Here is a 19,226-nt window from a genome sequence, read left to right as displayed (position 1 = left end):
CAGCCATGCCCAAATGAAGGGAGACCCGCCATGTGCCCGGACTGCGAGGACTTCGCCCGGACCGTGCTCCTGCTCGACCAACTCGCCCTCTACGCCGACATGGTCGGCGCCGACCTCGACTTCGTGGACGCCGTCAGCCCGTCCCTCGCCGTCTCGCTGCCCGAGCCGCCGCCCGGCATGTTCCCGGAGGACTACGACCCCGACGGCGGCCCTGCCTACCCGGGCGATGTCTGATGGGTGCCCGTCACGGTCTCCGGATCGACGCGGTCCTGATTCAGGCCGTCATCGCCGGTGCCCTGTCCTTCGCTCACCTGCACGACCTGGCCGCCGCTGCCGGGCAGAACGGCTGGAAGGCCTGGGCCTATCCGGTCAGCGTCGACCTGCTCCTGGTCGCCGCCTGGCGGCGGCTGCGCAGCGAAGGGCCGTCCCGGCTGGCCTGGTGCTGGTTCGTCGTCGCGCTGTTCGCCTCGCTCGGCGCCAACGTCGCCACCGCCGGATTCCTCGACCTGACCGACCCGCCCGCCCTGCTCCGCCTCGGCATCGCAGGATGGCCCGCGCTCGCCTTCCTCGGCGGCACGCTCCTCGCTCACTCGTCGCCTGCTGAGCCGGAGACGGAGCCGATTCCGTCGGCCCCTGTCCCGGACACGCCGGACGCTGAGCAGTCCGCACCGGAAGCCGTGCCCGCGCCCGACGCGGCCCCCGTGCCGGAAGTCACGACCGCCGCGACACCGGCGCCCCCGGTCCCCGCCGTCCTCGTCGACCACGCCCGCAAGGTCGCCGACGAGTACCGCGCCCGCACCGGATCCCCGATCGACCCCGACACCCTCCGCTCCCGCCTCGGCGTCCCGCCCCACCTCGCCGACGCCATCGCCGCCCACCTCACCTGACCCGCGAGAGACACCGGAAGGAGGACAACAGATGACCCGGGACCCCGCTGACCTGACCGCTGCCGACTACCTCGACGGCGCCCGCGAGATGGCCGCAGCCGATCGGCCCTACCTCGCCTACCTGCTCGCCGAGGAGGCCGCCAAGCGCACCCCCGAACCGGCCACCGTCGCCGGTATCCGCGCCACCTTTCCCGACCCGACGACCACCCGAGAGGAGAGCGACTGACATGCCCGCCCGCGACAACTTCCACTCCCTGATGCGGATCGGCCCCGTGCAGATCGGCACCCACCGCGACCGCAACGGCCGGACCGTGCACGCGGCCGTCTGTACCGCCGACCGCTGCGGCTGGTCTGCCGACTACTCCAGCCAGACTGCCGCCCAGCTCGCCGCCCGTACGCATCGCTGCCGCGTCGCCTAGGAGGCCACCGTCCATGCAAGTTCCGCTGTGGTTCGCCCTGTTGGCCGTCGGCTACCTCGGCGTCAAGCTCATCCGCCCGCCCTGGTGGCTGATCTGCGTGCTCCTCCTCGGCGGATACCTCCTCGCCGACAGCGTCTTTGCCCCGCTCATTAGCACCGCCGTCAAGTAACCAGCCGCGAAAGGAGAACCACCCATGCTCCGGCCCAAGCTCCCGACCATGCCCCAGCCCACCGGCCTGACCACCCCGCCCGCCGTCATCCACCCGACCACGATCACCCCGGGAACCCCGACCGCTCCGGTTCCGTCGGCACCCGTCGCCGTTCCCGCGCCGCCGTCCCGCCCGGTCGTCCAGCTCACCCCCGGCACCGCCCTCGCCCTCGTCGGCGGCGGCACGGCCGTCGTCCTGGTCCTCGGCGCCGTCCTGGTCTCGCTGCTCCTGGCGGTCGCCATCACTGGCGCTTCTGTCGCCGTCTGCGCGGTCGTCCTGCGCTCCCTGCTCGCCTCCGACGCCAAGCGCCGCTGATCGGCCCCCGGGTGGCCTCGATACCGCCAAGCATCCGCCGCCCGGGAGCCGTCCCCACCGATCGATCTCGCAACCGGAAGGAACCCCCAGCATGGCCCACCGGGCCTCACCCGCGACACAGAAGACGCGCACGCCCACCCCGCCGCCGCTCGACCCGACCACCCTCCGGGATGTCCTCCGGGTCGCCTCGGCCTCCGACTACACCCGCTGGGAAGACCAGATCCGCCGTACCGGCGGCTGCTCCGACCCGATCCACCTCACCGGCTGGACCCTCCACAAGGACAAGACCACCGGCGAGACCCTGCACCACTACTCCACCGCCACCGAACCGGGCGGACGCCTCCGCCTCGCCTGCGGCAACCGCCGCGCCTCCCGCTGCCCCTCCTGCGCCTGGACCTACGCGGGTGACACCTACCACCTGATCCGCGCCGGCCTCGCCGGAGACGACCGCCGCGACATCCCCGCCGCCGTCCGCGACCACCCCCGTGTCTTCGCCACCCTCACCGCGCCATCCTTCGGCCCGGTCCACAACCGTCCCGACCACGGCGGCACCTGCCGCTGCGGCACGCCACACGCCCCCGACGCCTCCGAGTTGGGTACCGCTCTCGATCCGAACACCTACGACTACGCGGGCGCCGTCCTCTTCAACAACCACGCCGGTCAGCTCTGGCAGCGCTTCACCACCCGCCTACGCCGCGAACTCGCCGCCCGCGCCGGCCTGCCCCGCCGCGAACTCGCCGACCACCTCCGCGTCTCGTACGGCAAGGTCGCCGAATTCCAGAAGCGTGGCGCCCTCCACTTCCACGCCGTCATCCGCCTCGACGGCCCCGACGGACCTGGCACACCACCGCCCGTCTGGGCCACGGTCGGCCTCCTCACCGACGCGGCCCGCGCCGCCGCCGCGCACTCGTACACATCCGTCTCCGTCCCGGCCGCCGCCGACCAACCCGCCCGAACCTTCCGATGGGGTCGGCAACTCGACGTCCGTCCGGTCAAGGCCTTCGGCGACGGCTCCGACATCACCGAACAGGCCGTCGCCTCCTACGTGGCCAAGTACGCCACCAAAGCCGCCGAGAACACCGGCACCCTCGACCGCCGTATCGGCGAACTCGCCGAACTCGACCGCCACCACGTCCCCGACCACACCCGACGACTCATCACCGCCTGCCGCGACCTGGAAGCCCTCTACCCGGACCGACGTCTCTGGGCCTGGGCGCACATGCTCGGCTTCCGCGGCCACTTCTCGTCCAAGTCGCGCACCTACTCCACCACCCTCGGCGCCCTCCGCCAGGAACGTGCGGACTACCGCGCCGCCCAAGAGGCCTCCGCCCTCGGCCTCGACGACCGCGAGCCGGACACCGTCCTCGTCCTGACCGACTGGCAATACGCCGGTCACGGTCACACCCCGGGCGAAGCCGCCCTTGCCGCCACCATCGCCCGCGATCTCCAGACCAACCGCGAGACCGCCCGCGAAGCCCTGCGCGACAAGCTCACCGAGGAGGTAGCCGCAGCATGACCACCGCCACCGCTACCGCCGAACTCCTGACCGTGCCGGAGGTCATGGCTCGGCTCAAGCTCGGGCGTTCCAAGGTCTACGACCTGATCCGGTCGCACCGGCTCGTCTCCATCAAGATCGACGGCGCCCGCCGCATCCCCGCCCACGCCGTCACGGACTTCGTCCTCGGCCAGATCGAGGAGGCTGCCTGATGGCCACTCAGCGCAAGCGCAACCCTAACGGCGCTGGCACCATCACCAAGCGCAAGGACGGCCGTTTTCAGTGCGCGGTGTATGTCCTCCAGCCGGACGGCACCCGCGCCCGCAAGTTCGCCTACGGCAAGACGTGGGCCGAGTGCGACGCCAAGCGCCGTGAGCTGCTGGACAAGGTGGACCAGGGCGTACCCGTGCCCACCAAGTCCGCCAAGCTTGCCGAGTGGCTGCCGTACTGGCTGGACAACATCATCAAGTCTCGGCGGAAGCTCAGCACCTTCGACAAGTACGAGTCGCACGTCCGCCTCTACCTGGTGCCCCGCCTCGGTGCCAAGCGCCTCGAATCCCTCGGCGTCGCCGACGTGCGCCGCTTCCTCGTCCGCCTGGAGAAGGAGACGACCGCGGCAACCGCCAAGGAATCACACCGAGTTCTGCGTTCCGCGCTGTCTTCGGCCTGCCGCGAGGAACTCATCACACGCAACGTCGCCAAGCTCGTCGAGCCGCCCCGCACGGACACACCTGACCTGCACCCCTGGACCCTCGACGAGACGCTCGACTTCCTCGCTGCCTCGCGCAAAGACCCGCTCTACGCGGCCTTCGTCCTCGCCATCGCCATGGGTCTTCGCCGAGGAGAGATCGTCGGGCTCCGGTGGTCTGACGTCGATCTCGACAACCGCGTCCTCTACGTCCGCCACCAGGTCCAGCGTCGCCGTGGCGTCCTCTACGACGACGATCCGAAGAGCCGCCGTCGTCGAGCCGTTCCGCTCCCCGCCCTCTGCATCGCACCCCTGCGCTGGCACCGCATGCGGCAAGCGGAGACCTGTGCCAAGGCGGGGGAGAAGTGGCAGGCCTCCGACTACGTCTTCGCCACCCGCACCGGCCGTCCCGTCGAGCCGCGCAACCTCTACCGCTCCTTTACCCGCGTCGCCCAGTCCGCCGGCCTCCGCGTCATCCGGTTGCACGACGCCCGCCACGGCACCGCCACCCTCCTCACGGCGGCCGGAGTCGCGCCCCGCGTCGTGATGGAGATCCTCGGACACAGCCAGATCAGCATCACCATGGATGTCTACACACACGTCGTCCAAGACACGCAGCGCGAAGCCATGAGCCATATGGATCGGCTGCTCAGGACGAGGCGCCCCGGTAGCCGGTGATTGTTCCCCTGCTTTGCCTGGAGCACTACGGCACGTGACCACTTGTGTTACGTGCCGTAGCCCTTGCTGAACAGAGGGTGCCAACTACCCCCTCAGGTCTGGATATACTGGACCCGTTCGAGCCATCTGATGGTGGTGCCTCATCTGTGTCCGTTACGTCTCGTGGCCTTCAGGACGGACAGGGCTTCAAGTCGAGCGACAGCGACAAACCATGGAAAGCGAAAGGTGTTCAGCCATACCTATGGCTGGCTCTGGGCTGCTTTCCTGCACTCGGATCAGCCTCCCAAGTTCCGGTCCGAGCACCCCCGTTCGGATCGGCCCCACTACGAGGAGGGGGATCCGAACACGGTGGATCTCGACACACTCATGCTGACGATCATCGGGATCATCGGCCTTCTGGTGTTGGTGGTGATGGTGTTCACCGACGCAGCCATCAAGATCCTCGGTGAGCTTCAGAAGCTCCGGGAAGCCTGGCGACGCTTCCGGGAGGAAGGCGATGAGGATGACGAAGTGTCCGAGGAGGAGTCTCGGCGGTAACTGCACTCGGAGGAGCACCCTGACTCCGGAGGCGCCTCGATGAGCATCACGGTGCACACCCTTGTCGTCCAGGCCACACAGCGCGAGGCCATGAGCCACATGGACCGGCTCTCCGGAAGAGGCGCCCCGGTCGTGTGTGACCGCCCGCGTTGATGTCAAAAGTAGATGTCAAAGGCCCCGGACCATGATCGGTCCGGGGCCTTTTGCCTGGTGCCCCCGGCAGGATTCGAACCTGCGACACCCGCTTTAGGAGAGCGGTGCTCTATCCCCTGAGCTACGAAGGCGGGGTTTGATCCAGTGGTCGGCCGGGCCGTGCGGGCCCGGTGAGGAGCGCGCCGCGGTCGCAGCCAACCGCTGACAGCCTAGCGGATGCTCTTCGTGGTGGTCGCCCCTGTTCGGGTACCGGAGGGAGCGTGTTCGGGTGGGGAAGCGGTTGTGGGTATGGGGGAAGGTGGGGGCGGGGGGATTTGCGGCGTCCTCCCCGTCGGACCGTCTGGCAGGAATCCTCTGTGATCACCTTGTGTCACCGGTCGGGCGCTCAGTGTGCGCCTGTGTTTGTCGGCTCAGGGGTGGTGAGGCTCGAACTTCTGCCCCGCCGTCATCCGCACGATCGACCCTCCGTCGGCGATCGGGATCGCGGACAGCATCTCCGCCGGGAAGTCGAACCCGTTCACCAGCGTCATCATGTGTGGCGCGAGGTCGGCGACGACCGTGTCCAGTGTCTTCGGCAGCGCGCGTATCTGGTCCGGTGTCAGATGACCCTCGGCGAGCAGGTCCCCGGTGTGCTCGCGGATCTGGCGGAGCAGGAACAGGTGGCACAGGGAGTGGAGGAGGCGGCGGGTTTCCGGGTCCGTCGCCTGTTCGGCTGCCGTGGCGAACGCGTCCGCGGCCTGTAGGCGGGCGTGGGCCGAGACCATCTCCAGGGCGGCCTCCGACGTGGCGTTCCAGCGGGCGAGCGGGTCGCCGGAGGGGCCCTCGCGCAGGGCCGTGCGGGCGCGTGACTGCCAGATCGCCTCCGCCTGGGCGAGCAGGCCGCGGAGGAAGGGGAGGTTTGTGAGGTCTCCGGGCGGTAGCGCGTCCGGCTGTGCCGACCGGTGGCCGAAGACCATCTCCGAGGCGGCCTTCACCCAGATCACCAGGTTGTCGCCCTCGGCGGTGATGCCGCCCTCGATGTTCGCCGACAGGTCGGAGATGCCGTTGGCGGGGAACAGGCCCTGCGCCCCGCAGCGTTCGCGGCACTCGGTGGTGATCGTCCGCGCCTGCCAGGTGATCCAGCCCTTGGCGATCGCCGCGAGTCGCTCGACCTCCTCACGGTTCTCCTCGGTGTGCGTGGCGAACCGGTCCACGACCGCGCGGTGCAGGAACGTCATCGCGTACGCCGTCGCCAGTGCGTCCAGCAAACGGCTGTGGTGGCTGCGGTGCGCGGCGACGGGGATGCGCTCGCCCGCCCTGGGGCCGGCGATGAAGCGGCTGTGGGCGTAGCGGACCGCGATGGCGAGCGCGGCGCGGGCCATGCCCAGGGTGCCGGCGCTCATGCAGAGCTTGCCCATGGTGACGCGGTTGATGGAGCGCAGGAGCCGCTTGCGCTTGTTGCCCAGGGTGCTCGTCAGCGTGCCGTCGTGGGCGAGGCGGCCGTGGTCGGCCTGAAGGAGCGCCTCGCGCGGCAGCCATAGGTGGTCGAAGGAGGTGAGGGCGTGGTCGACCGGGGTGCCCGTGCGGTCGGGCAGCCCGCGGACCTTCACTCCCGGCAGGTGCCCCGTGTGGTCGCTGAGCGGGGTGAGGAAGAGGAAGACGCCCTGGTCCTCGCCGTCCACGATGAGCCGGGCCGCCACCACCGCGCTCTTGGGGCCGCCGGTCAGGGTGGTGTTGGGCATGAACTTCTGTGCGCCGGGCGTCGGCGTGTGCAGGTGGAAGCCGCCGGTCGTACGGTCGAGGACCGCTACGGTTTCCATCGCCGCCACGTCGTTGCCGTGCTCCAGCTCCGTGCACAGAAACGTTCCTGTGCGGTGGAGCGACGTGAAGGCCGACAGGTCGCGGCCCTCGTTGTCGTGGTCGACGAGGCTGCCGAGGAACAGGTTGTAGTGGATGCTCGCGAGAGTGGTCAGCCCTCCGTCCACCGGCCCGATCCACTCGTGCAGTGCGGCCAGTCGGTGCGGGTCGGCCGTGAACCGCTCCGGATCGTCGAGGGCACTGTTCAGGAGGCGCAGGCGGTCGTAGGAGAGTGCGGCCCGCTCGGTGGGGGACAGGCCCGGCCGGTACGAGAACGCGCGGCCGGAGATCAGCCTGCGCCAGATGCCATGCGTACGGTCATGGTCGGCGCCCTCGAAGAGGAGGCGCGCCAGTTCGTCGGCGACCGGGCGTCCCGTGTTCCTGGGCCGCGGGGACCAGTCGGACGGTTTCGATATTTCCGACGGGGCCGACGGGGCCGACGGGATTGCTGGGATTGCTGGGATCTCCGCGATCGGCGCGATCGGCGGGATTGATGGGGCAAGTGGGGATAGTAGGGCCGTTGGGTCCGCCGGGGGCGGCCAGTCTTCCGCTTCCTTCGTTAACGCCTCGGACGTAGTGACAGTCATCGGGCTTCCCCCTGGTGTGGGTTCGGGCAGGCGTGAAGCACGGGACTGAAGATACGAACCAGCCGGTTTTGTTTTCAACCCCTTCCTGGCTTCAGAATGGGGCGGCCAGGCCGTTGAGTGGGATATTTTGCGGCCTGTTTGCGGCTTTGTTTGCGTTTTGTCGGGACGGGCCTTGAGGGTTGAAAAACCGTTCAGCTGGTTTTATCGTCCTGCCATCAAGGATGACGGAGGGTGCTGGTGGCACGGCAGGAGCGGGCCATTCGGACGCGTCGGGCGATCCTGGTCGCCGCGGCCGAGGTGTTCGACGAGGTCGGATACGAGGCGGCGACGATCTCCGACGTCCTGAAGAGGTCGGGGGTCACCAAAGGCGCCCTCTACTTCCACTTCACGTCGAAGGAGGAGCTCGCCCAGGCGGTCCTCGCCCAGCAGGTCTCCTCGCTCCCGCGCGTCCCGGAGCAGGAGCTGAAGCTGCAGGAGTCGCTGGACGAAGCGCTGCTGCTGGCCTATCTGCTCAGGAAGGACACCGGCGACCCGATCGTCCAGGGCAGCGTGCGACTGACCGTGGACCAGGGGTCGCCCAAGGACCACCTCAACCGGCGGGTGCCGATGCAGGCGTGGACCGAGCACACGGAGGCCGTCTTCCAAGAGGCCAAGCTGAAGGGGGAGATCCTTCCGCATGCCGATGTCCCCGCGCTCGCCAAGCTGTTCGTCGGCGCGTTCACCGGGGTTCAGGTACTTTCGCGGATCATGACCGAGCGGGCGGATCTGGCCGAGCGGGTCACCGACCTCTACCGGCATCTGATGCCGTCCGTCGCCGCTCCAGGGGTCCTGGTCCGCCTGGACTTCTCTCCGGAGCGGGGGCCGAAGGTGTACGAAGCCGCCATGAGGCAGCGCGAGTTGGAAGCGGCGAACGCGGCGGAATGAAGCGTCCCGAGGCGGCCGACGGGCCGCGGGCGCACGCGCCCTTTGCGGCGTAGGGACGCGCCCACGCGCCCTCTGCGGTGTAGGGACGCGCCCACGCGCCCCCTGCGGCGTAGGGACGCGTCCGGTGCACCAGCCCCGCTACCCCGCTACCCCGGTACGCCGGTGCGCGGGGTCCGGACGGCCCGGCCTTTCCTCCGTCCTGCACATGAGTTCCACCGTGGTGCGCCACCGGGCGCACCGCGCCGAATGCCGAACGGAACGACCGACCGAACGGAGTGCACGGATGGACACGAACGCATGCCCGTACGTCCTCGACGTGACCGGGCGTGACCTGGCGGGCGAGACAGCGAAGTTACGGGCGCAGGGCCCGGCCGTCGCGGTGGAGCTGCCGGGCGGAGTGCGCGCCTGGGCCGTCGTACGGCAGACGTACGTCAAGCAACTCCTCATGGACTCCCGGGTGTCGAAGGATGCCCGTCAGCACTGGCCCGACTTCATGGAGGGTCGCATCGGCGAGGAGTGGCCGCTGTACCCGTGGGTGGCGAACGAGAACATGCTCTTCGCCTACGGGGAGAGCCACGCGCGGCTGCGCCGGCTGGTCGCCGCGGCCTTCACCGCCCGGCGTACGGAGGCCCTGCGGCCCCGCGTCGAGGAGCTCACCGAGGCGCTGCTCGACGAGCTGGCCGAGCTGCCGGACGGCGAACCCGTCGATCTGCGGGAGCGGTTCGCCAAGGTGTTGCCCATGCGGGTGATCTGCGAGTTGTTCGGCGTCGCCCAGGAGGCGCGCGAACCGCTGTGCGCGGGCCTGGAGGTCGTGTTCGGCACGGCGGTTCCCGGCGACGAGATGGCCGAGGCCCGGATGCGGGTCTACGGGATGCTGGCGGAGCTTGCCGCCGAGAAGCGGGCCCGTCCGGGCGACGATCTGACGACCGCGCTGATCGAGGTCCGCGACAGTGACGACGGCCGGCTGACCGAGCAGGAACTCCTCGGCACCCTCTATCTGATGATCGCCGCCGGTCAGGAGACCACCTGCACGCTCATCACCAACGCCGTCGGCGCGCTGTGCGCCCACCCGGAGCAGCGCGCGCACGTGTTCGAGGGACGCGCCGACTGGTCCGACGTGGTCGCCGAGACGTTGCGCACGCACAGTCCCGCCGCGTACTCGCCGATGCGGTTCGCCGTCGAGGACATCGAGCTGGACGGCGTACACATCGAGAAGGGCGACCCGATCCTGGTCTCCTTCGCCGGTGCGGCCTCGGACCCCGCGGCGTACGGGGACGACGTCGGCGTCTTCGACGTGCTGCGGCCGGGCCGACGGGACGATCTGGGCTTCGGGTACGGCGTGCACCGCTGCCTGGGGGCACCGTTGGCCCGACTGGAGGCGACCTCCGCGCTGGCGGCGCTCTTCGCGCGGTTCCCGGCTCTGGAGGCCGTACGTCCGATGGGGGAGGTCGAGCCCGTGCAGTCCTTCATCGTCCACGGGTACGCGGAGCTCCCCGTGGTGCTCCGGCCGAACTGATCGGGGTGTCCGCACGGCCGAACTGATCGGGGTGTCCGCACGGCCGAACTGATCGGGGTGTCCGCACGGCCGAACTGATCGGGGTGTCCGCACGGCCGGACGCATCGGGGTGTCCGCACGGTCGGACGCATCGGGGTGTCCGCAGGGTTGGACGGATCGGGGTGTCCGCACGGTCGGGGGAGTCGTTGCACTCGCACTAGAAAACCGCACGTGCGGTTTGTTATGCTCCTGCTCCCAGCAGCAACGGAGCGTCCGATGGCCAAGCAGGAACGTGCGGTACGAACGCGCAAAGCCTTGATCGAGTCCGCTGCCGAGCTCTTCAGCCGGGACGGCTTCGAGCTGGTCTCGCTGTCGGCGATCAGCTCCAGAGCCGGGGTCAGCAACGGAGCGCTGCACTTCCACTTCCCCAGCAAGGCCGCCCTCGCCGCGGCGGTACGGGACGCGGCGGCCCAGCGCTTCGGGCGGATCGTCTCCGCGGAGCGGCCGCCGCCGCAGCTCGGCGGTTCGCTGCAGGCGCTCGTCGACACGAGCCATGCGCTCCTGCGGGGCCTCGGGCACGACGTCATCCTGCGCGCCGGGTTCGACCTCGCCGACGGTGCGGGGGGCGCCGGCCGCGGCGAGGACCTGTACCAGCGGTGGCACGCTTGGGTGGAGGTCGCCGTCGCCCGGTCGGCGCGGGAGGGGCTGCTCTCCGATGTGGCGCCCCGGGACCTGGTGGCCACGGTGGTCGGCGCGACGGTCGGTTTCGCCGCGCTCGGCGGGCACGACGTGCGCTGGCTGTCCAGCAGCACGCTCACGCGCTTCTGGTCGCTGCTCCTGCCGCGTATCGCCTCGGCGCCCGCGCTGCGCGGACTGGTGGCCGGGGGGAGGCGGGCGGAGGCGAGCTGACGCGGTTCGCGGGCGAGTGGCCCACCCGCGAGGCTTTCGGCGTACGGCCCACCCGCGAGGCTTTCGGCGTACGGCCCGCCCGCGAGGCTTCGGCGTACGGCCCGCCCGGGGAGTGGTCCGGGCCGTCGTCAGACGCTCGGTACCTTCCGGAACCGCCCCGCCACATGCAGGTCCGCCTCGATCCGTGTCGCCGCGGCGTGCAGTTCCGGCAGTACCTCGGTCACGCACTCCTCGGTCGTACGGCGGCTGCTGTGCATGGCGACGTTCACCGCCGCCACCACCCGGCCCCCGCGCTCCCGCACCGGCACCGCGATCGACCGCAGCCCCTCCTCCAACTCCTCGTCGACCAGGGCGTATCCCTCGCGCCGTACGCGATCGAGCACGGCCCGGAACTCGCCCGGGTCCGTCACCGTCCGCGACGTCAGCGGGGTCGGCTCCGGCGGCGGCGGTTCGGGCAGGTCCGCCAGCATCACCCGGCCCATGGACGTCGCATACGCCGGCAGGCGGGTGCCGACCGTGACGTTGACGCTCATGATGCGGCTCGTGGCCACCCGGGCGGTGTACTGGATCTCGTTGCCCGCGAGCACCGCCAACGAGGCCGAATCGTGCAGGAGTTGGGAGAGGGCGGTCAGGTGCGGGGTCGCGATGTCCGGCAGCGCAGCCCGGGACAGTGGCGGAAAGCCGAGGCCCAGGACGCGCGGGGTGAGGCGGAAGACCCGGTCGTGCGCGGTGACGTACCCGAGGTGCTCCAGCGTGATCAGCGCCCGCCGTGCCGTCGCCCGCGCCAGCCCCGTCGCCGCGGCCACCTCGGACAGCGTCAGCTGGGAACGCCCCTCCCCGAACGACGTGATCACCGTCAGCCCGCGGGCCAGCGACTCCACGAACTCCCGCCCCAGCTCCTGCTTGGACGCCCCAGTCCAGGAGGCGAGGCCGGACGGCGCGGTGGGCTCGGCGGGCGGTGCCTCGCGCAGTTCCCGTTCCATCGCCGCCACCGCCGTGCGCAGCCGTGGCAGCAGCGCCTCGCGCAGATCGTCCGCCGAATGCCGGCTGGTGTGGCTCACCACGCTGACCACGCAGGCGATCCGGCCGCCGTCCTCCCGTACGGGCATGGAGAGCGCCACCAGGCCGGGCTCGATCAACTGGTCGTCCAGTGCCCATCCCTGCGTCCGCGCCCGTGCCGTGCGCTCCTCGAAGTCGTCGCCCACGGTGCCACCGGAGCCGTCGAGCGGGCGGCTGCGGGCCGGTACCGCCGGGAAGCCGCGGTCCTCGGGGTCCGCGGCCCGCCGCTCGTGCCACCGCGCCCAGTCCTCCTTCTCCCACTCCGTCGCGAACAGTGGGCCGGGAGCGGTCCGTTCGGCGGGCAGCAGATCGCCGATGCGGAAGCTCAGCGACATCGCGCGGCGCCGGGTCGCCTGGTGGATGAAGCGGATGCCCGTCCGGTCGGCGACCGCGAGCGACACCGACTCGTCCAGCTCGTCGGCGAGCGCGTCCGCGTGCGGGTCCAGCAGCTTCGGCAGCCGCAGCGCCGCGAGGTAGGCGTTGCCCAGCTCCATCGACCGTGGCGCGAGCATGGCGTCCCGGCCGTCGAGCCGTACGTACCCCATGCGCGCGAGCGTCGCCGTGATGCGGTCGACCGTGGACCGGGCGAGCCCGCTGGCCCGCTCCAGAGCGCTCAGGCTGCACGTGCCGCCGGCGTCGGTGAGGCGCCGCAGCACGGTGAGCCCGCGCATGAGGGGGGCGACGGCTTCGTCGGGTACGGCGGTGTCCGGCGCCGGGGTGACGTTCGGAAGCATGGGGTCACGGTAATCGCGGGTCGCCGCATTCGCCGTTCTACCTGCGCGCCAAGCCCTGTTCACTCAAGCCGAGCGTTGCTCGCCCACGCCGAGGCCCCGCCGCCCATGCCGAGCATTGCTCGCCCACGCCGAGGCTCTACCGCCCATGCCGAGCGCTGCTCGCCCACGCCGAGGCCCTGCCGCTCATGCCGAGGCCTGCGCCACGCCAAGGCCCTGCCGCCCATGCCGAGGCCTGCGCCCACACCAAGGCCCGCGCCCACACCAAGACCTCGCCGCCCACTTCAAGGCCCCCGCCCACGTCACAACGCCCCGCCCTGGCCGCGTACGCCGCCTGGGCGGCTGCCCTCCGTACGCCACCCCGGCCGGTGGAGGCCTGGGTGGCTGCCCCCCGTATGCCGTATGCCGTATGCCGCATGCCGCATGCCGCATGCCGCAATGCCCCGTGATGCTCCTCCGTACGCCCCGACAGCGCGTCACGGTCGTCGCGTCACCCTCACCCGGTAGGCCCCGGAGGGATCCGTGCCCACCACCGAGATCTCGATCCCCGTCTTCGCGTCCTTGAAGGTCTCCCCGGGGGCGAACGGAGCGTCGGACAGTTCGGCCTGGACGTTCGGGCTGCGGGTGCAGCCGCCGCTGTTGCGCTGGGAGTCGTAGACCGTGATGGGCCCGTTGCCGGTGTCGACGTCCGAGTCGACCCGGTATATGAGGATCCCGGGGCGGCACACCGCCGAGTCGTTGCCCTCGCGGGTGCGCAGTTCGAGGGCGTACCCGGCCTTGGAGCTGATCGGTACGAAGACCAGCTTGCGGCCTCCGGCACGGCCCAGCGTGGTCAGCGCGTACTCGGTCGCGCCGGGCTTGGTCGCACAGCCGACCTGGGAGTCGTCGAGCCATCCGAGCTTCCACTTGTGCCAGCCGAGCAGGTCGTTGTCGGCTCCCCAGTCCTCGCTCATGATGTCCCAGTGCCCGACCGCGGACCCGCCCTCCTGGGTGTACAGGTCGGGCAGGCCGAAGACATGGCCGTTCTCGTGCGGCAGAACCCGGTAGCCGGTCTGGGCGTAGGAGCCGGAGCCGTCGTCCTGGCGGCTGAAGATGAAGGACGCGTTTGCGATCGGCAGGCCGTCGGCGACCGGCGCGTCACGGTTGCCGGCGAACGTCACCGACAGCACGGTGTCCAGAGCGGAGGGACCCGCGTTCGGGGTGACGAGCACGTTCAGCATGTCGTAGCGCTCGAAGTCCACCTCGGGGTCGGCCGCGGCCACGATGTCCTGGACGAGGTCGCGGTAGCCGGGGTCGAAAGGGGCGCCCCGATCCACCCCGTACTGCTTGAACGGCTTGGGCATCCGCAGCCAATGGCCGATCGGGGCCTCCGGGCGGTAGTCGAGGCGGCCGTAGGAGCTGGTGGCGAACCACTTCTCGGTCTGCGGGAAGAAGTCCGCGAGCCGGTCGAGCGCGCTTCCCTGGCCGGGCGCGTCGGAGAAGTCGATCATCAGGTTCAGGGCGTGGACGGTGCCGGTGGAGCGGGCGTAGGCGGACGAGGTCGGAACGCCCTCCGGCATCTGGACACCCGAACGGCCGTGGATCAGGCAGGAGCGCACCGCTGAGGAGCGGGTGAGCGGGAACGGGCCGGCGGTGGCGGAGCCCGCCGTCAGATGTGCGGTGGTGGCCGAGGTGGGGACCGCCACCGTCAGAGCGGTGACCGAGGCGAGCGCGGCGACGCGGCGCGGACATATCCGGCGGCGGCGGGACGGCTGCATGCGGTGGCCCTTCGCTCTCCATGGCAGCCGCCGGTCTCCGGCTGCACCCATGCGATCACCCTGTGTCGAGGGGTGTGGGGGGCGCGCGCTGGAGCAGACCGAACGAGGGGTTGTCGGGCGCGGATGGGGTGAACGCGGACACGGAGAGGCATGGCCCCAAACGCGGTGTGACGCAGGTCACTTCGAAACGTTGTCGTCTCGGGAAATAACCGGGGAGTGATTCCCCGTTTAGCCCTGTGTCCGAGCGAAACGGGGACCGAATCCCCGGATCGCACTTCACTGACCGAGGAGCACGCCGTGCAGACCGCGACCCCCGTGCAGCGTCGAGTGTCCCGGCCGCGTGCCGACGCCCTGCGCAATCGGGAGCGGATCGTCACCGCCGCCCGGGAGATGTTCGTCGAGTTCGGCCCCGATGTGCCGTTCGACGAGATCGCCCGCCGGGCCGGCGTCGGCAACGCCACGGTGTACCGCAACTTCCCGGACCGTGAAGCACTCGTGCGCGAGGTCGTCCTGTCCATCCTGGACCGCATGTCCGAGGTGGGCGAACGGGCGCTTGCGGAGACCGAGGACGCCTTCGAGGCTCTTTCGCGCTTCGTGCACACCTCCGCCGACGAGCGGGTCAGTGCGCTCTGCCCGATGGTCTCCAGTACCTTCGACGAGCATCACCCCGACCTGGAAGCGGCGCGGGAACGGATCGAGCAGCTGATCGAGCGGCTCATGGAGCGGGCTCGCGTGGCCGGGCAGCTCCGCCCGGACGTCGGCGTGGGGGACCTGATGATCGTCGTCTCCCAGCTGAGCCGGCCGCCGGCCGGGACCGGCTGCCTGAGCCTCGACCGCTTCGTCCACCGTCATCTGCAGCTGTTCCTGGACGGTCTGCGGGCCCCGGCCCACTCCGAACTGCCCGGCACGGCCACGACCCTGGAGGATCTCCGCCAGCCCTGTGTTCAGTCCTGAGTCCAGTCCTGAGCGACCAGTTCCGCGGGCTCCGCGGGTCCGCACCGACGACAGACCTTTTGGCCGTCACCGCAGCCGTCACCGTCGACGCGCCGTGACGTGACGTGCCGTGTCCTTGCGACGTCCCTTTCCGCTTCCGAGCCCTGACCACCTCGTTCCCGTGTCCTGACCATCTCGTTCCCGTGTCCTGACCACCTCGTTCCCGAGTCCTGACCACCTCGCTTCCTAGTCCCGAAATTCCGTCACGAAGTCCCGAAGTGGGTACCCCCATGTCTGAAACAACCCGAAGCGTCGTCCCCGACGCTCCCGCTCCCGACGCCAATCGGTGGAGGGCGCTCGTCTTCATCGCGCTCGCCCAGCTGATGGTCGTCCTCGACGCCACCATCGTGAACATCGCGCTCCCGTCAGCCCAGCAGGACCTGGGGATCTCGGACGGCAACCGCCAGTGGGTGGTCACGGCCTACGCCCTTGCCTTCGGTGGTCTGCTGCTCTTCGGCGGACGCATCGCCGACCTGTGGGGCCGCAAGCGCGCCTTCGTCATCGGTCTGGCCGGCTTCGCGGCGGCCTCCGCGCTCGGTGGCGCGGCGCAGAGCGGCGCGACGATGTTCGGCGCCCGTGCGCTGCAGGGCGTGTTCGGTGCGATGCTCGCGCCGGCCGCGCTCTCCCTGCTCGCCGTGATGTTCACGGACGCCAAGGAGCGCGCCAAGGCGTTCGGCATCTACGGTGCGATCGCCGGTGGCGGTGGCGCCGTCGGCCTGATCCTCGGCGGCTTCCTGACCAAGTACCTGGACTGGCGCTGGACGTTCTTCGTCAACATCCCGTTCGCGATCGTGGCCGCGGCCGGCGCGTACTTCGTCATCCGTGAGCCCGAGGGCGGCCGCAACCGCTCGCCGCTCGACATCCCGGGTGTCATCCTGTCCACCCTGGGTCTGGTCTCGCTGGTGTATGGCTTCACGCGCGCCGAGTCCGACGGCTGGGGCGACTCCCTGACGGTCGGCCTGTTCGTCGCGTCGGCGGTCCTGATCCTGGCCTTCGTGGTCACCGAGGCCAAGGTCAAGGCCCCGCTGCTGCCGCTGCGCGTAGTCACCGACCGCAACCGCGGCGGTGTCTACCTCTCCCTCGGTCTCGCGATCATCGGGATGTTCGGCCTGTTCCTCTTCCTGACCTACTACCTGCAGATCGTGAAGGGCTACGACCCGGTCAAGACCGGCTTCGCCTTCCTGCCGATGATCGTGGGCATGATCACGGGCTCCACGCAGATCGGTGCCCGCCTGATGACCCGTGTCCCGGCGCGGCTGCTGATGGGTCCCGGCTTCCTGGTCGCCGCCGTCGGCATGCTGCTGCTGACCCAGCTGGAGGTCGGTTCGTCGTACGCCGGTCTGCTGCTGCCGGCCCAGCTCCTGCTCGGTCTCGGTATGGGTACGGCGTTCATGCCCGCCATGTCCCTGGCCACGCACGGTGTGCAGCCGCGTGACGCCGGTGTCGCCTCCGCGATGGTCAACACCTCGCAGCAGGTGGGCGGCGCGATCGGCACGGCCCTGCTGAACACGATCGCCGCCTCCGCGACGACCTCGTACATCAAGGACCACATCGCCACGGCCACCTCCAAGCCGCAGCAGCAGCTGGTCCAGCTGCAGGGCCTGGTGAACGGCTACACCAACGCGATCTGGTTCGCCGTCGGCATCCTCGTCGTGTCCGGGGTGATCGCCCTGACCCTCGTCAACGCCGGCCGCCCGGGCGCCGCGACGGCCTCCGGTGAGGGTGTCGAGGACGAGGTGATGGTGCCGGTGGTCGCCCACTGACGACCGGGCCTGTGCGGGTACCTGTACGCCGGCACTTTCGTGCACGGAACTTCGCGTACGGACGAGGTGGGGGACGCCTCGTCCGTACGTCTCCGGGGGTCCGCCCCGGCTCCGCGAACCTGCGGGGCCGGGGCGGACCCATGTCCGATGTCGGATATCCGAGGTCCGAGGTCCGAGGTCCGATGGCCTGTGGCCTGTGGCCTGCGGCCTGTGGTCCGTGCCCCCCGTCGACGTCCCGTGCCCCGCGTCCGACGTCCCGTGTCCCCGCGTTCCGTCTCCGGAACTTTCCGCCCTGGGTTCAGCGGAGCCAGGGCAGGTCCGCCCCGGCCTCCTTCGGCTGCAGTCCCTCCGCGATGATCGACATGATCTCGCCGAGGGACTGCTGCTGTTCGGGGGTGAGCCGGTCGAAGAGGGCCTGGCGCACGGCCGCCACATGCCCGGGCGCGGTGCGCGACAGCACCTCGTACCCCTCGTCCGTGAGGACCGCGAGCTGCCCGCGCTTGTCGGACGGACAGTCCTCGCGCCGCACCCAGCCGTTCTTCTCCAGGCGGGCGACGGCGTGCGAGAGCCGGGAGCGCGTGATCTTCGCCTGCATGGCCAGCTCGGTCATCCGCAGCCGCCGGTGCGGCGCCTCGGCGAGCTGGACGAGCAGTCCGTAGTACACGTGCGGCATACCCGCGTCACGCTGTAGCTGACGGTCGAGGTGATCCTCGAAAAGGGTGACGGCGTGCATGTACGCACGCCAGATGCGCTGCTCCTCGTCGGTGAGCCAGCGTGTGTCCGCAGCGGGTGCCGTCTTCATGTACTCCACTGTACGAGGCTCCTTCTTGAAACTTAAACAAGTCGGCGTTAGGCTCTGTCGTGAGAGAGCTTGAGACTTCAAGCAGTCGCCAGGCAGCAGTGAAAGCACCCAGTGCCAGGCAATCCGGAAGGGAGCCGCCACCATGTCCGCCGTCACCGAGGAGCGCACCGCGCCCGAGCGCATGCCCGCCCTCTATCTGAGCCATGGTGCGCCCCCGCTGGCGGACGACCCGATCTGGCCCGGCCAGCTCGCCGCCTGGTCCGCCGGCCTGCCGCGCCCCAAGGCGATCCTCATGGTCTCCGCCCACTGGGAGGAGGCCCCGCTCGCCCTCGGCGCGGTGGAGACGATCCCGCTGGTCTACGACTTCTGGGGCTTCCCCGAGCACTACTACCGGGTGACGTACGGGGCCCCGGGCGCCCCCGAACTCGCCGACTCCGTGCGGAAGCTGCTGCGCGCCCCCGGCATCCCCGTGCAGGACTTCCCGGACCGCGGCCTGGACCACGGTGCGTACGTCCCGTTGGTCGAGATGTTCCCCGAGGCCGACATCCCGGTCCTGCAGATCTCCATGCCGACCCTCGACCCGGTGAAGCTGCTGGAGATCGGCCGCAAGCTGGCCCCGCTGCGCGACGAGGGCGTCCTGATCATCGGCTCCGGCTTCTTCACCCACAACCTGGCGGCCCTGCGCCACGCGGGCGGGGGAGTGCCGGGCTGGTCGGCGGAGTTCGACGACTGGGGTCACCGCGCCCTGGACGCCGGCGACATCGACGCGCTCCTCGACTTCACCCGCAAGTCCCCGGCGGGCCGCCTGGCCCACCCCCGCACGGAACACTTCGCCCCGCTGTTCGTCACGATGGGCGCGGCGGACGCGACGGGCGAGCTGGACACGCAGCGGTCGGTGATCGACGGGTTCTGGATGGGGCTGGCCAAGAGGTCGGTGCAGTTCGGATAGGGCCTGGGTGGTGTTGTCGTCCTGTTCGCTTTCCCTTCTGA

General features: G+C 70.3%; 20 protein-coding genes and 1 tRNA gene. 16 read left to right on the top strand and 5 right to left on the bottom strand.

Annotation, left to right across the window (positions count from 1 at the left end):
* Positions 1-30 precede the first annotated feature (30 nt).
* From Q2K21_RS32725 to Q2K21_RS32680, 10 genes are all read left to right on the top strand, one after another.
* Complete coding sequence (locus tag Q2K21_RS32725; RefSeq protein ID WP_310778715.1) at positions 31-234, top strand: hypothetical protein; 204 nt, start codon at positions 31-33, stop codon at positions 232-234.
* Positions 234-887, top strand: a complete 654-nt coding sequence (locus Q2K21_RS32720) for a DUF2637 domain-containing protein (RefSeq protein ID WP_310778711.1) — start codon at positions 234-236, stop codon at positions 885-887. Before Q2K21_RS32725 ends, Q2K21_RS32720 begins: the two co-directional genes overlap by 1 nt.
* A gap of 31 nt (positions 888-918) precedes the next feature.
* Complete coding sequence (locus Q2K21_RS32715) at positions 919-1,113, top strand: hypothetical protein (protein ID WP_310778708.1); 195 nt, start codon at positions 919-921, stop codon at positions 1,111-1,113.
* Between the two features lies 1 nt (position 1,114).
* Positions 1,115-1,306, top strand: a complete 192-nt coding sequence (locus Q2K21_RS32710; protein ID WP_310778705.1) for a mobile element transfer protein — start codon at positions 1,115-1,117, stop codon at positions 1,304-1,306.
* 13 nt (positions 1,307-1,319) lie between these two features.
* Positions 1,320-1,475, top strand: coding sequence for a hypothetical protein (locus tag Q2K21_RS32705; protein WP_310778702.1), 156 nt, complete (start codon positions 1,320-1,322; stop codon positions 1,473-1,475).
* A gap of 24 nt (positions 1,476-1,499) precedes the next feature.
* Complete coding sequence (locus Q2K21_RS32700; RefSeq protein WP_310778699.1) at positions 1,500-1,829, top strand: SpdD-like protein; 330 nt, start codon at positions 1,500-1,502, stop codon at positions 1,827-1,829.
* 91 nt (positions 1,830-1,920) lie between these two features.
* Positions 1,921-3,345, top strand: a complete 1,425-nt coding sequence (repSA, locus tag Q2K21_RS32695) for a replication initiator protein RepSA (protein WP_310778696.1) — start codon at positions 1,921-1,923, stop codon at positions 3,343-3,345.
* Positions 3,342-3,536 carry a helix-turn-helix domain-containing protein gene (locus tag Q2K21_RS32690; RefSeq protein WP_310778693.1) on the top strand — a complete coding sequence of 65 codons (195 nt, stop codon included), beginning with the start codon at positions 3,342-3,344 and terminating at the stop codon, positions 3,534-3,536. The genes repSA and Q2K21_RS32690 overlap by 4 nt, the downstream gene beginning before the upstream one ends.
* Complete coding sequence (locus Q2K21_RS32685) at positions 3,536-4,690, top strand: tyrosine-type recombinase/integrase (protein WP_310778690.1); 1,155 nt, start codon at positions 3,536-3,538, stop codon at positions 4,688-4,690. Before Q2K21_RS32690 ends, Q2K21_RS32685 begins: the two co-directional genes overlap by 1 nt.
* Before the next feature lie 225 nt (positions 4,691-4,915).
* Positions 4,916-5,227, top strand: coding sequence for a hypothetical protein (locus Q2K21_RS32680; RefSeq protein WP_310778687.1), 312 nt, complete (start codon positions 4,916-4,918; stop codon positions 5,225-5,227).
* 208 nt (positions 5,228-5,435) lie between these two features.
* Here Q2K21_RS32680 and Q2K21_RS32675 read toward each other — a convergent pair.
* A tRNA-Arg gene (locus tag Q2K21_RS32675) sits at positions 5,436-5,511 on the bottom strand.
* 279 nt (positions 5,512-5,790) lie between these two features.
* Positions 5,791-7,803 carry an acyl-CoA dehydrogenase family protein gene (locus tag Q2K21_RS32670; RefSeq protein WP_310778684.1) on the bottom strand — a complete coding sequence of 671 codons (2,013 nt, stop codon included), beginning with the start codon at positions 7,801-7,803 and terminating at the stop codon, positions 5,791-5,793.
* 237 nt (positions 7,804-8,040) lie between these two features.
* Here Q2K21_RS32670 and Q2K21_RS32665 point away from each other — a divergent pair, with 237 nt between their 5' ends.
* The 3 genes from Q2K21_RS32665 (at position 8,041) to Q2K21_RS32655 (ending at position 11,131) form a co-directional block, all read left to right on the top strand.
* Entirely contained in the window at positions 8,041-8,727 is a 687-nt protein-coding gene (locus Q2K21_RS32665) for a ScbR family autoregulator-binding transcription factor (RefSeq protein ID WP_310781358.1), read from the top strand.
* 283 nt (positions 8,728-9,010) lie between these two features.
* Positions 9,011-10,243, top strand: coding sequence for a cytochrome P450 family protein (locus Q2K21_RS32660; RefSeq protein WP_310778681.1), 1,233 nt, complete (start codon positions 9,011-9,013; stop codon positions 10,241-10,243).
* A 255-nt stretch (positions 10,244-10,498) separates the two neighbouring features.
* Positions 10,499-11,131, top strand: a complete 633-nt coding sequence (locus Q2K21_RS32655) for a ScbR family autoregulator-binding transcription factor (protein ID WP_310778678.1) — start codon at positions 10,499-10,501, stop codon at positions 11,129-11,131.
* A gap of 128 nt (positions 11,132-11,259) precedes the next feature.
* Here Q2K21_RS32655 and Q2K21_RS32650 read toward each other — a convergent pair whose 3' ends face one another.
* Together Q2K21_RS32650 and Q2K21_RS32645 are read right to left on the bottom strand one after the other, a co-directional pair.
* On the bottom strand, positions 11,260-12,924 hold the full coding sequence (locus tag Q2K21_RS32650) for an IclR family transcriptional regulator domain-containing protein (RefSeq protein WP_310778676.1): 1,665 nt from the start codon (positions 12,922-12,924) through the stop codon (positions 11,260-11,262).
* 473 nt (positions 12,925-13,397) lie between these two features.
* Positions 13,398-14,678 carry a M6 family metalloprotease domain-containing protein gene (locus tag Q2K21_RS32645; protein WP_310781357.1) on the bottom strand — a complete coding sequence of 427 codons (1,281 nt, stop codon included), beginning with the start codon at positions 14,676-14,678 and terminating at the stop codon, positions 13,398-13,400.
* Positions 14,679-14,975: 297 nt separating this feature from the next.
* Between Q2K21_RS32645 and Q2K21_RS32640 the strand changes: the two genes are divergently transcribed.
* Both Q2K21_RS32640 and Q2K21_RS32635 read left to right on the top strand, forming a co-directional pair.
* Positions 14,976-15,632 (top strand): TetR/AcrR family transcriptional regulator, encoded by a 657-nt coding sequence (locus tag Q2K21_RS32640; RefSeq protein ID WP_310778673.1) that lies wholly within the window; start codon positions 14,976-14,978, stop codon positions 15,630-15,632.
* 269 nt (positions 15,633-15,901) lie between these two features.
* Positions 15,902-17,434 (top strand): MFS transporter, encoded by a 1,533-nt coding sequence (locus Q2K21_RS32635; protein ID WP_310778669.1) that lies wholly within the window; start codon positions 15,902-15,904, stop codon positions 17,432-17,434.
* A gap of 298 nt (positions 17,435-17,732) precedes the next feature.
* Here the strand turns inward: Q2K21_RS32635 and Q2K21_RS32630 are convergent, their stop codons facing one another.
* On the bottom strand, positions 17,733-18,236 hold the full coding sequence (locus tag Q2K21_RS32630) for a MarR family winged helix-turn-helix transcriptional regulator (RefSeq protein ID WP_310778666.1): 504 nt from the start codon (positions 18,234-18,236) through the stop codon (positions 17,733-17,735).
* Positions 18,237-18,417: 181 nt separating this feature from the next.
* On the opposite strand from Q2K21_RS32630, the gene Q2K21_RS32625 reads away from it, so the two are divergent.
* Entirely contained in the window at positions 18,418-19,185 is a 768-nt protein-coding gene (locus tag Q2K21_RS32625; protein WP_386275913.1) for a dioxygenase family protein, read from the top strand.
* Positions 19,186-19,226 lie beyond the last annotated feature (41 nt).

The organism is Streptomyces sp. CGMCC 4.7035, assembly GCF_031583065.1.
Classification (GTDB): Bacteria; Actinomycetota; Actinomycetes; order Streptomycetales; family Streptomycetaceae; genus Streptomyces; species Streptomyces yaanensis.
Note: the sequence above shows the minus strand (reverse complement) of the source record. Positions and strands in the feature narration are given on the sequence as shown.

Coding starts and splice junctions, on each gene's coding strand:
- Q2K21_RS32720 (WP_310778711.1), top strand. CDS start 234: ATGGGTGCCCGTCACGGTCTCCGGATCGACGCGGTCCTGATTCAGGCC.
- repSA (WP_310778696.1), top strand. CDS start 1,921: ATGGCCCACCGGGCCTCACCCGCGACACAGAAGACGCGCACGCCCACC.
- Q2K21_RS32700 (WP_310778699.1), top strand. CDS start 1,500: ATGCTCCGGCCCAAGCTCCCGACCATGCCCCAGCCCACCGGCCTGACC.
- Q2K21_RS32630 (WP_310778666.1), bottom strand. CDS start 18,236: ATGAAGACGGCACCCGCTGCGGACACACGCTGGCTCACCGACGAGGAG.
- Q2K21_RS32690 (WP_310778693.1), top strand. CDS start 3,342: ATGACCACCGCCACCGCTACCGCCGAACTCCTGACCGTGCCGGAGGTC.
- Q2K21_RS32660 (WP_310778681.1), top strand. CDS start 9,011: ATGGACACGAACGCATGCCCGTACGTCCTCGACGTGACCGGGCGTGAC.
- Q2K21_RS32715 (WP_310778708.1), top strand. CDS start 919: ATGACCCGGGACCCCGCTGACCTGACCGCTGCCGACTACCTCGACGGC.
- Q2K21_RS32650 (WP_310778676.1), bottom strand. CDS start 12,924: ATGCTTCCGAACGTCACCCCGGCGCCGGACACCGCCGTACCCGACGAA.
- Q2K21_RS32685 (WP_310778690.1), top strand. CDS start 3,536: ATGGCCACTCAGCGCAAGCGCAACCCTAACGGCGCTGGCACCATCACC.
- Q2K21_RS32670 (WP_310778684.1), bottom strand. CDS start 7,803: ATGACTGTCACTACGTCCGAGGCGTTAACGAAGGAAGCGGAAGACTGG.
- Q2K21_RS32710 (WP_310778705.1), top strand. CDS start 1,115: ATGCCCGCCCGCGACAACTTCCACTCCCTGATGCGGATCGGCCCCGTG.
- Q2K21_RS32725 (WP_310778715.1), top strand. CDS start 31: ATGTGCCCGGACTGCGAGGACTTCGCCCGGACCGTGCTCCTGCTCGAC.
- Q2K21_RS32625 (WP_386275913.1), top strand. CDS start 18,418: ATGCCCGCCCTCTATCTGAGCCATGGTGCGCCCCCGCTGGCGGACGAC.
- Q2K21_RS32705 (WP_310778702.1), top strand. CDS start 1,320: ATGCAAGTTCCGCTGTGGTTCGCCCTGTTGGCCGTCGGCTACCTCGGC.
- Q2K21_RS32645 (WP_310781357.1), bottom strand. CDS start 14,678: ATGCAGCCGTCCCGCCGCCGCCGGATATGTCCGCGCCGCGTCGCCGCG.
- Q2K21_RS32635 (WP_310778669.1), top strand. CDS start 15,902: ATGTCTGAAACAACCCGAAGCGTCGTCCCCGACGCTCCCGCTCCCGAC.
- Q2K21_RS32655 (WP_310778678.1), top strand. CDS start 10,499: ATGGCCAAGCAGGAACGTGCGGTACGAACGCGCAAAGCCTTGATCGAG.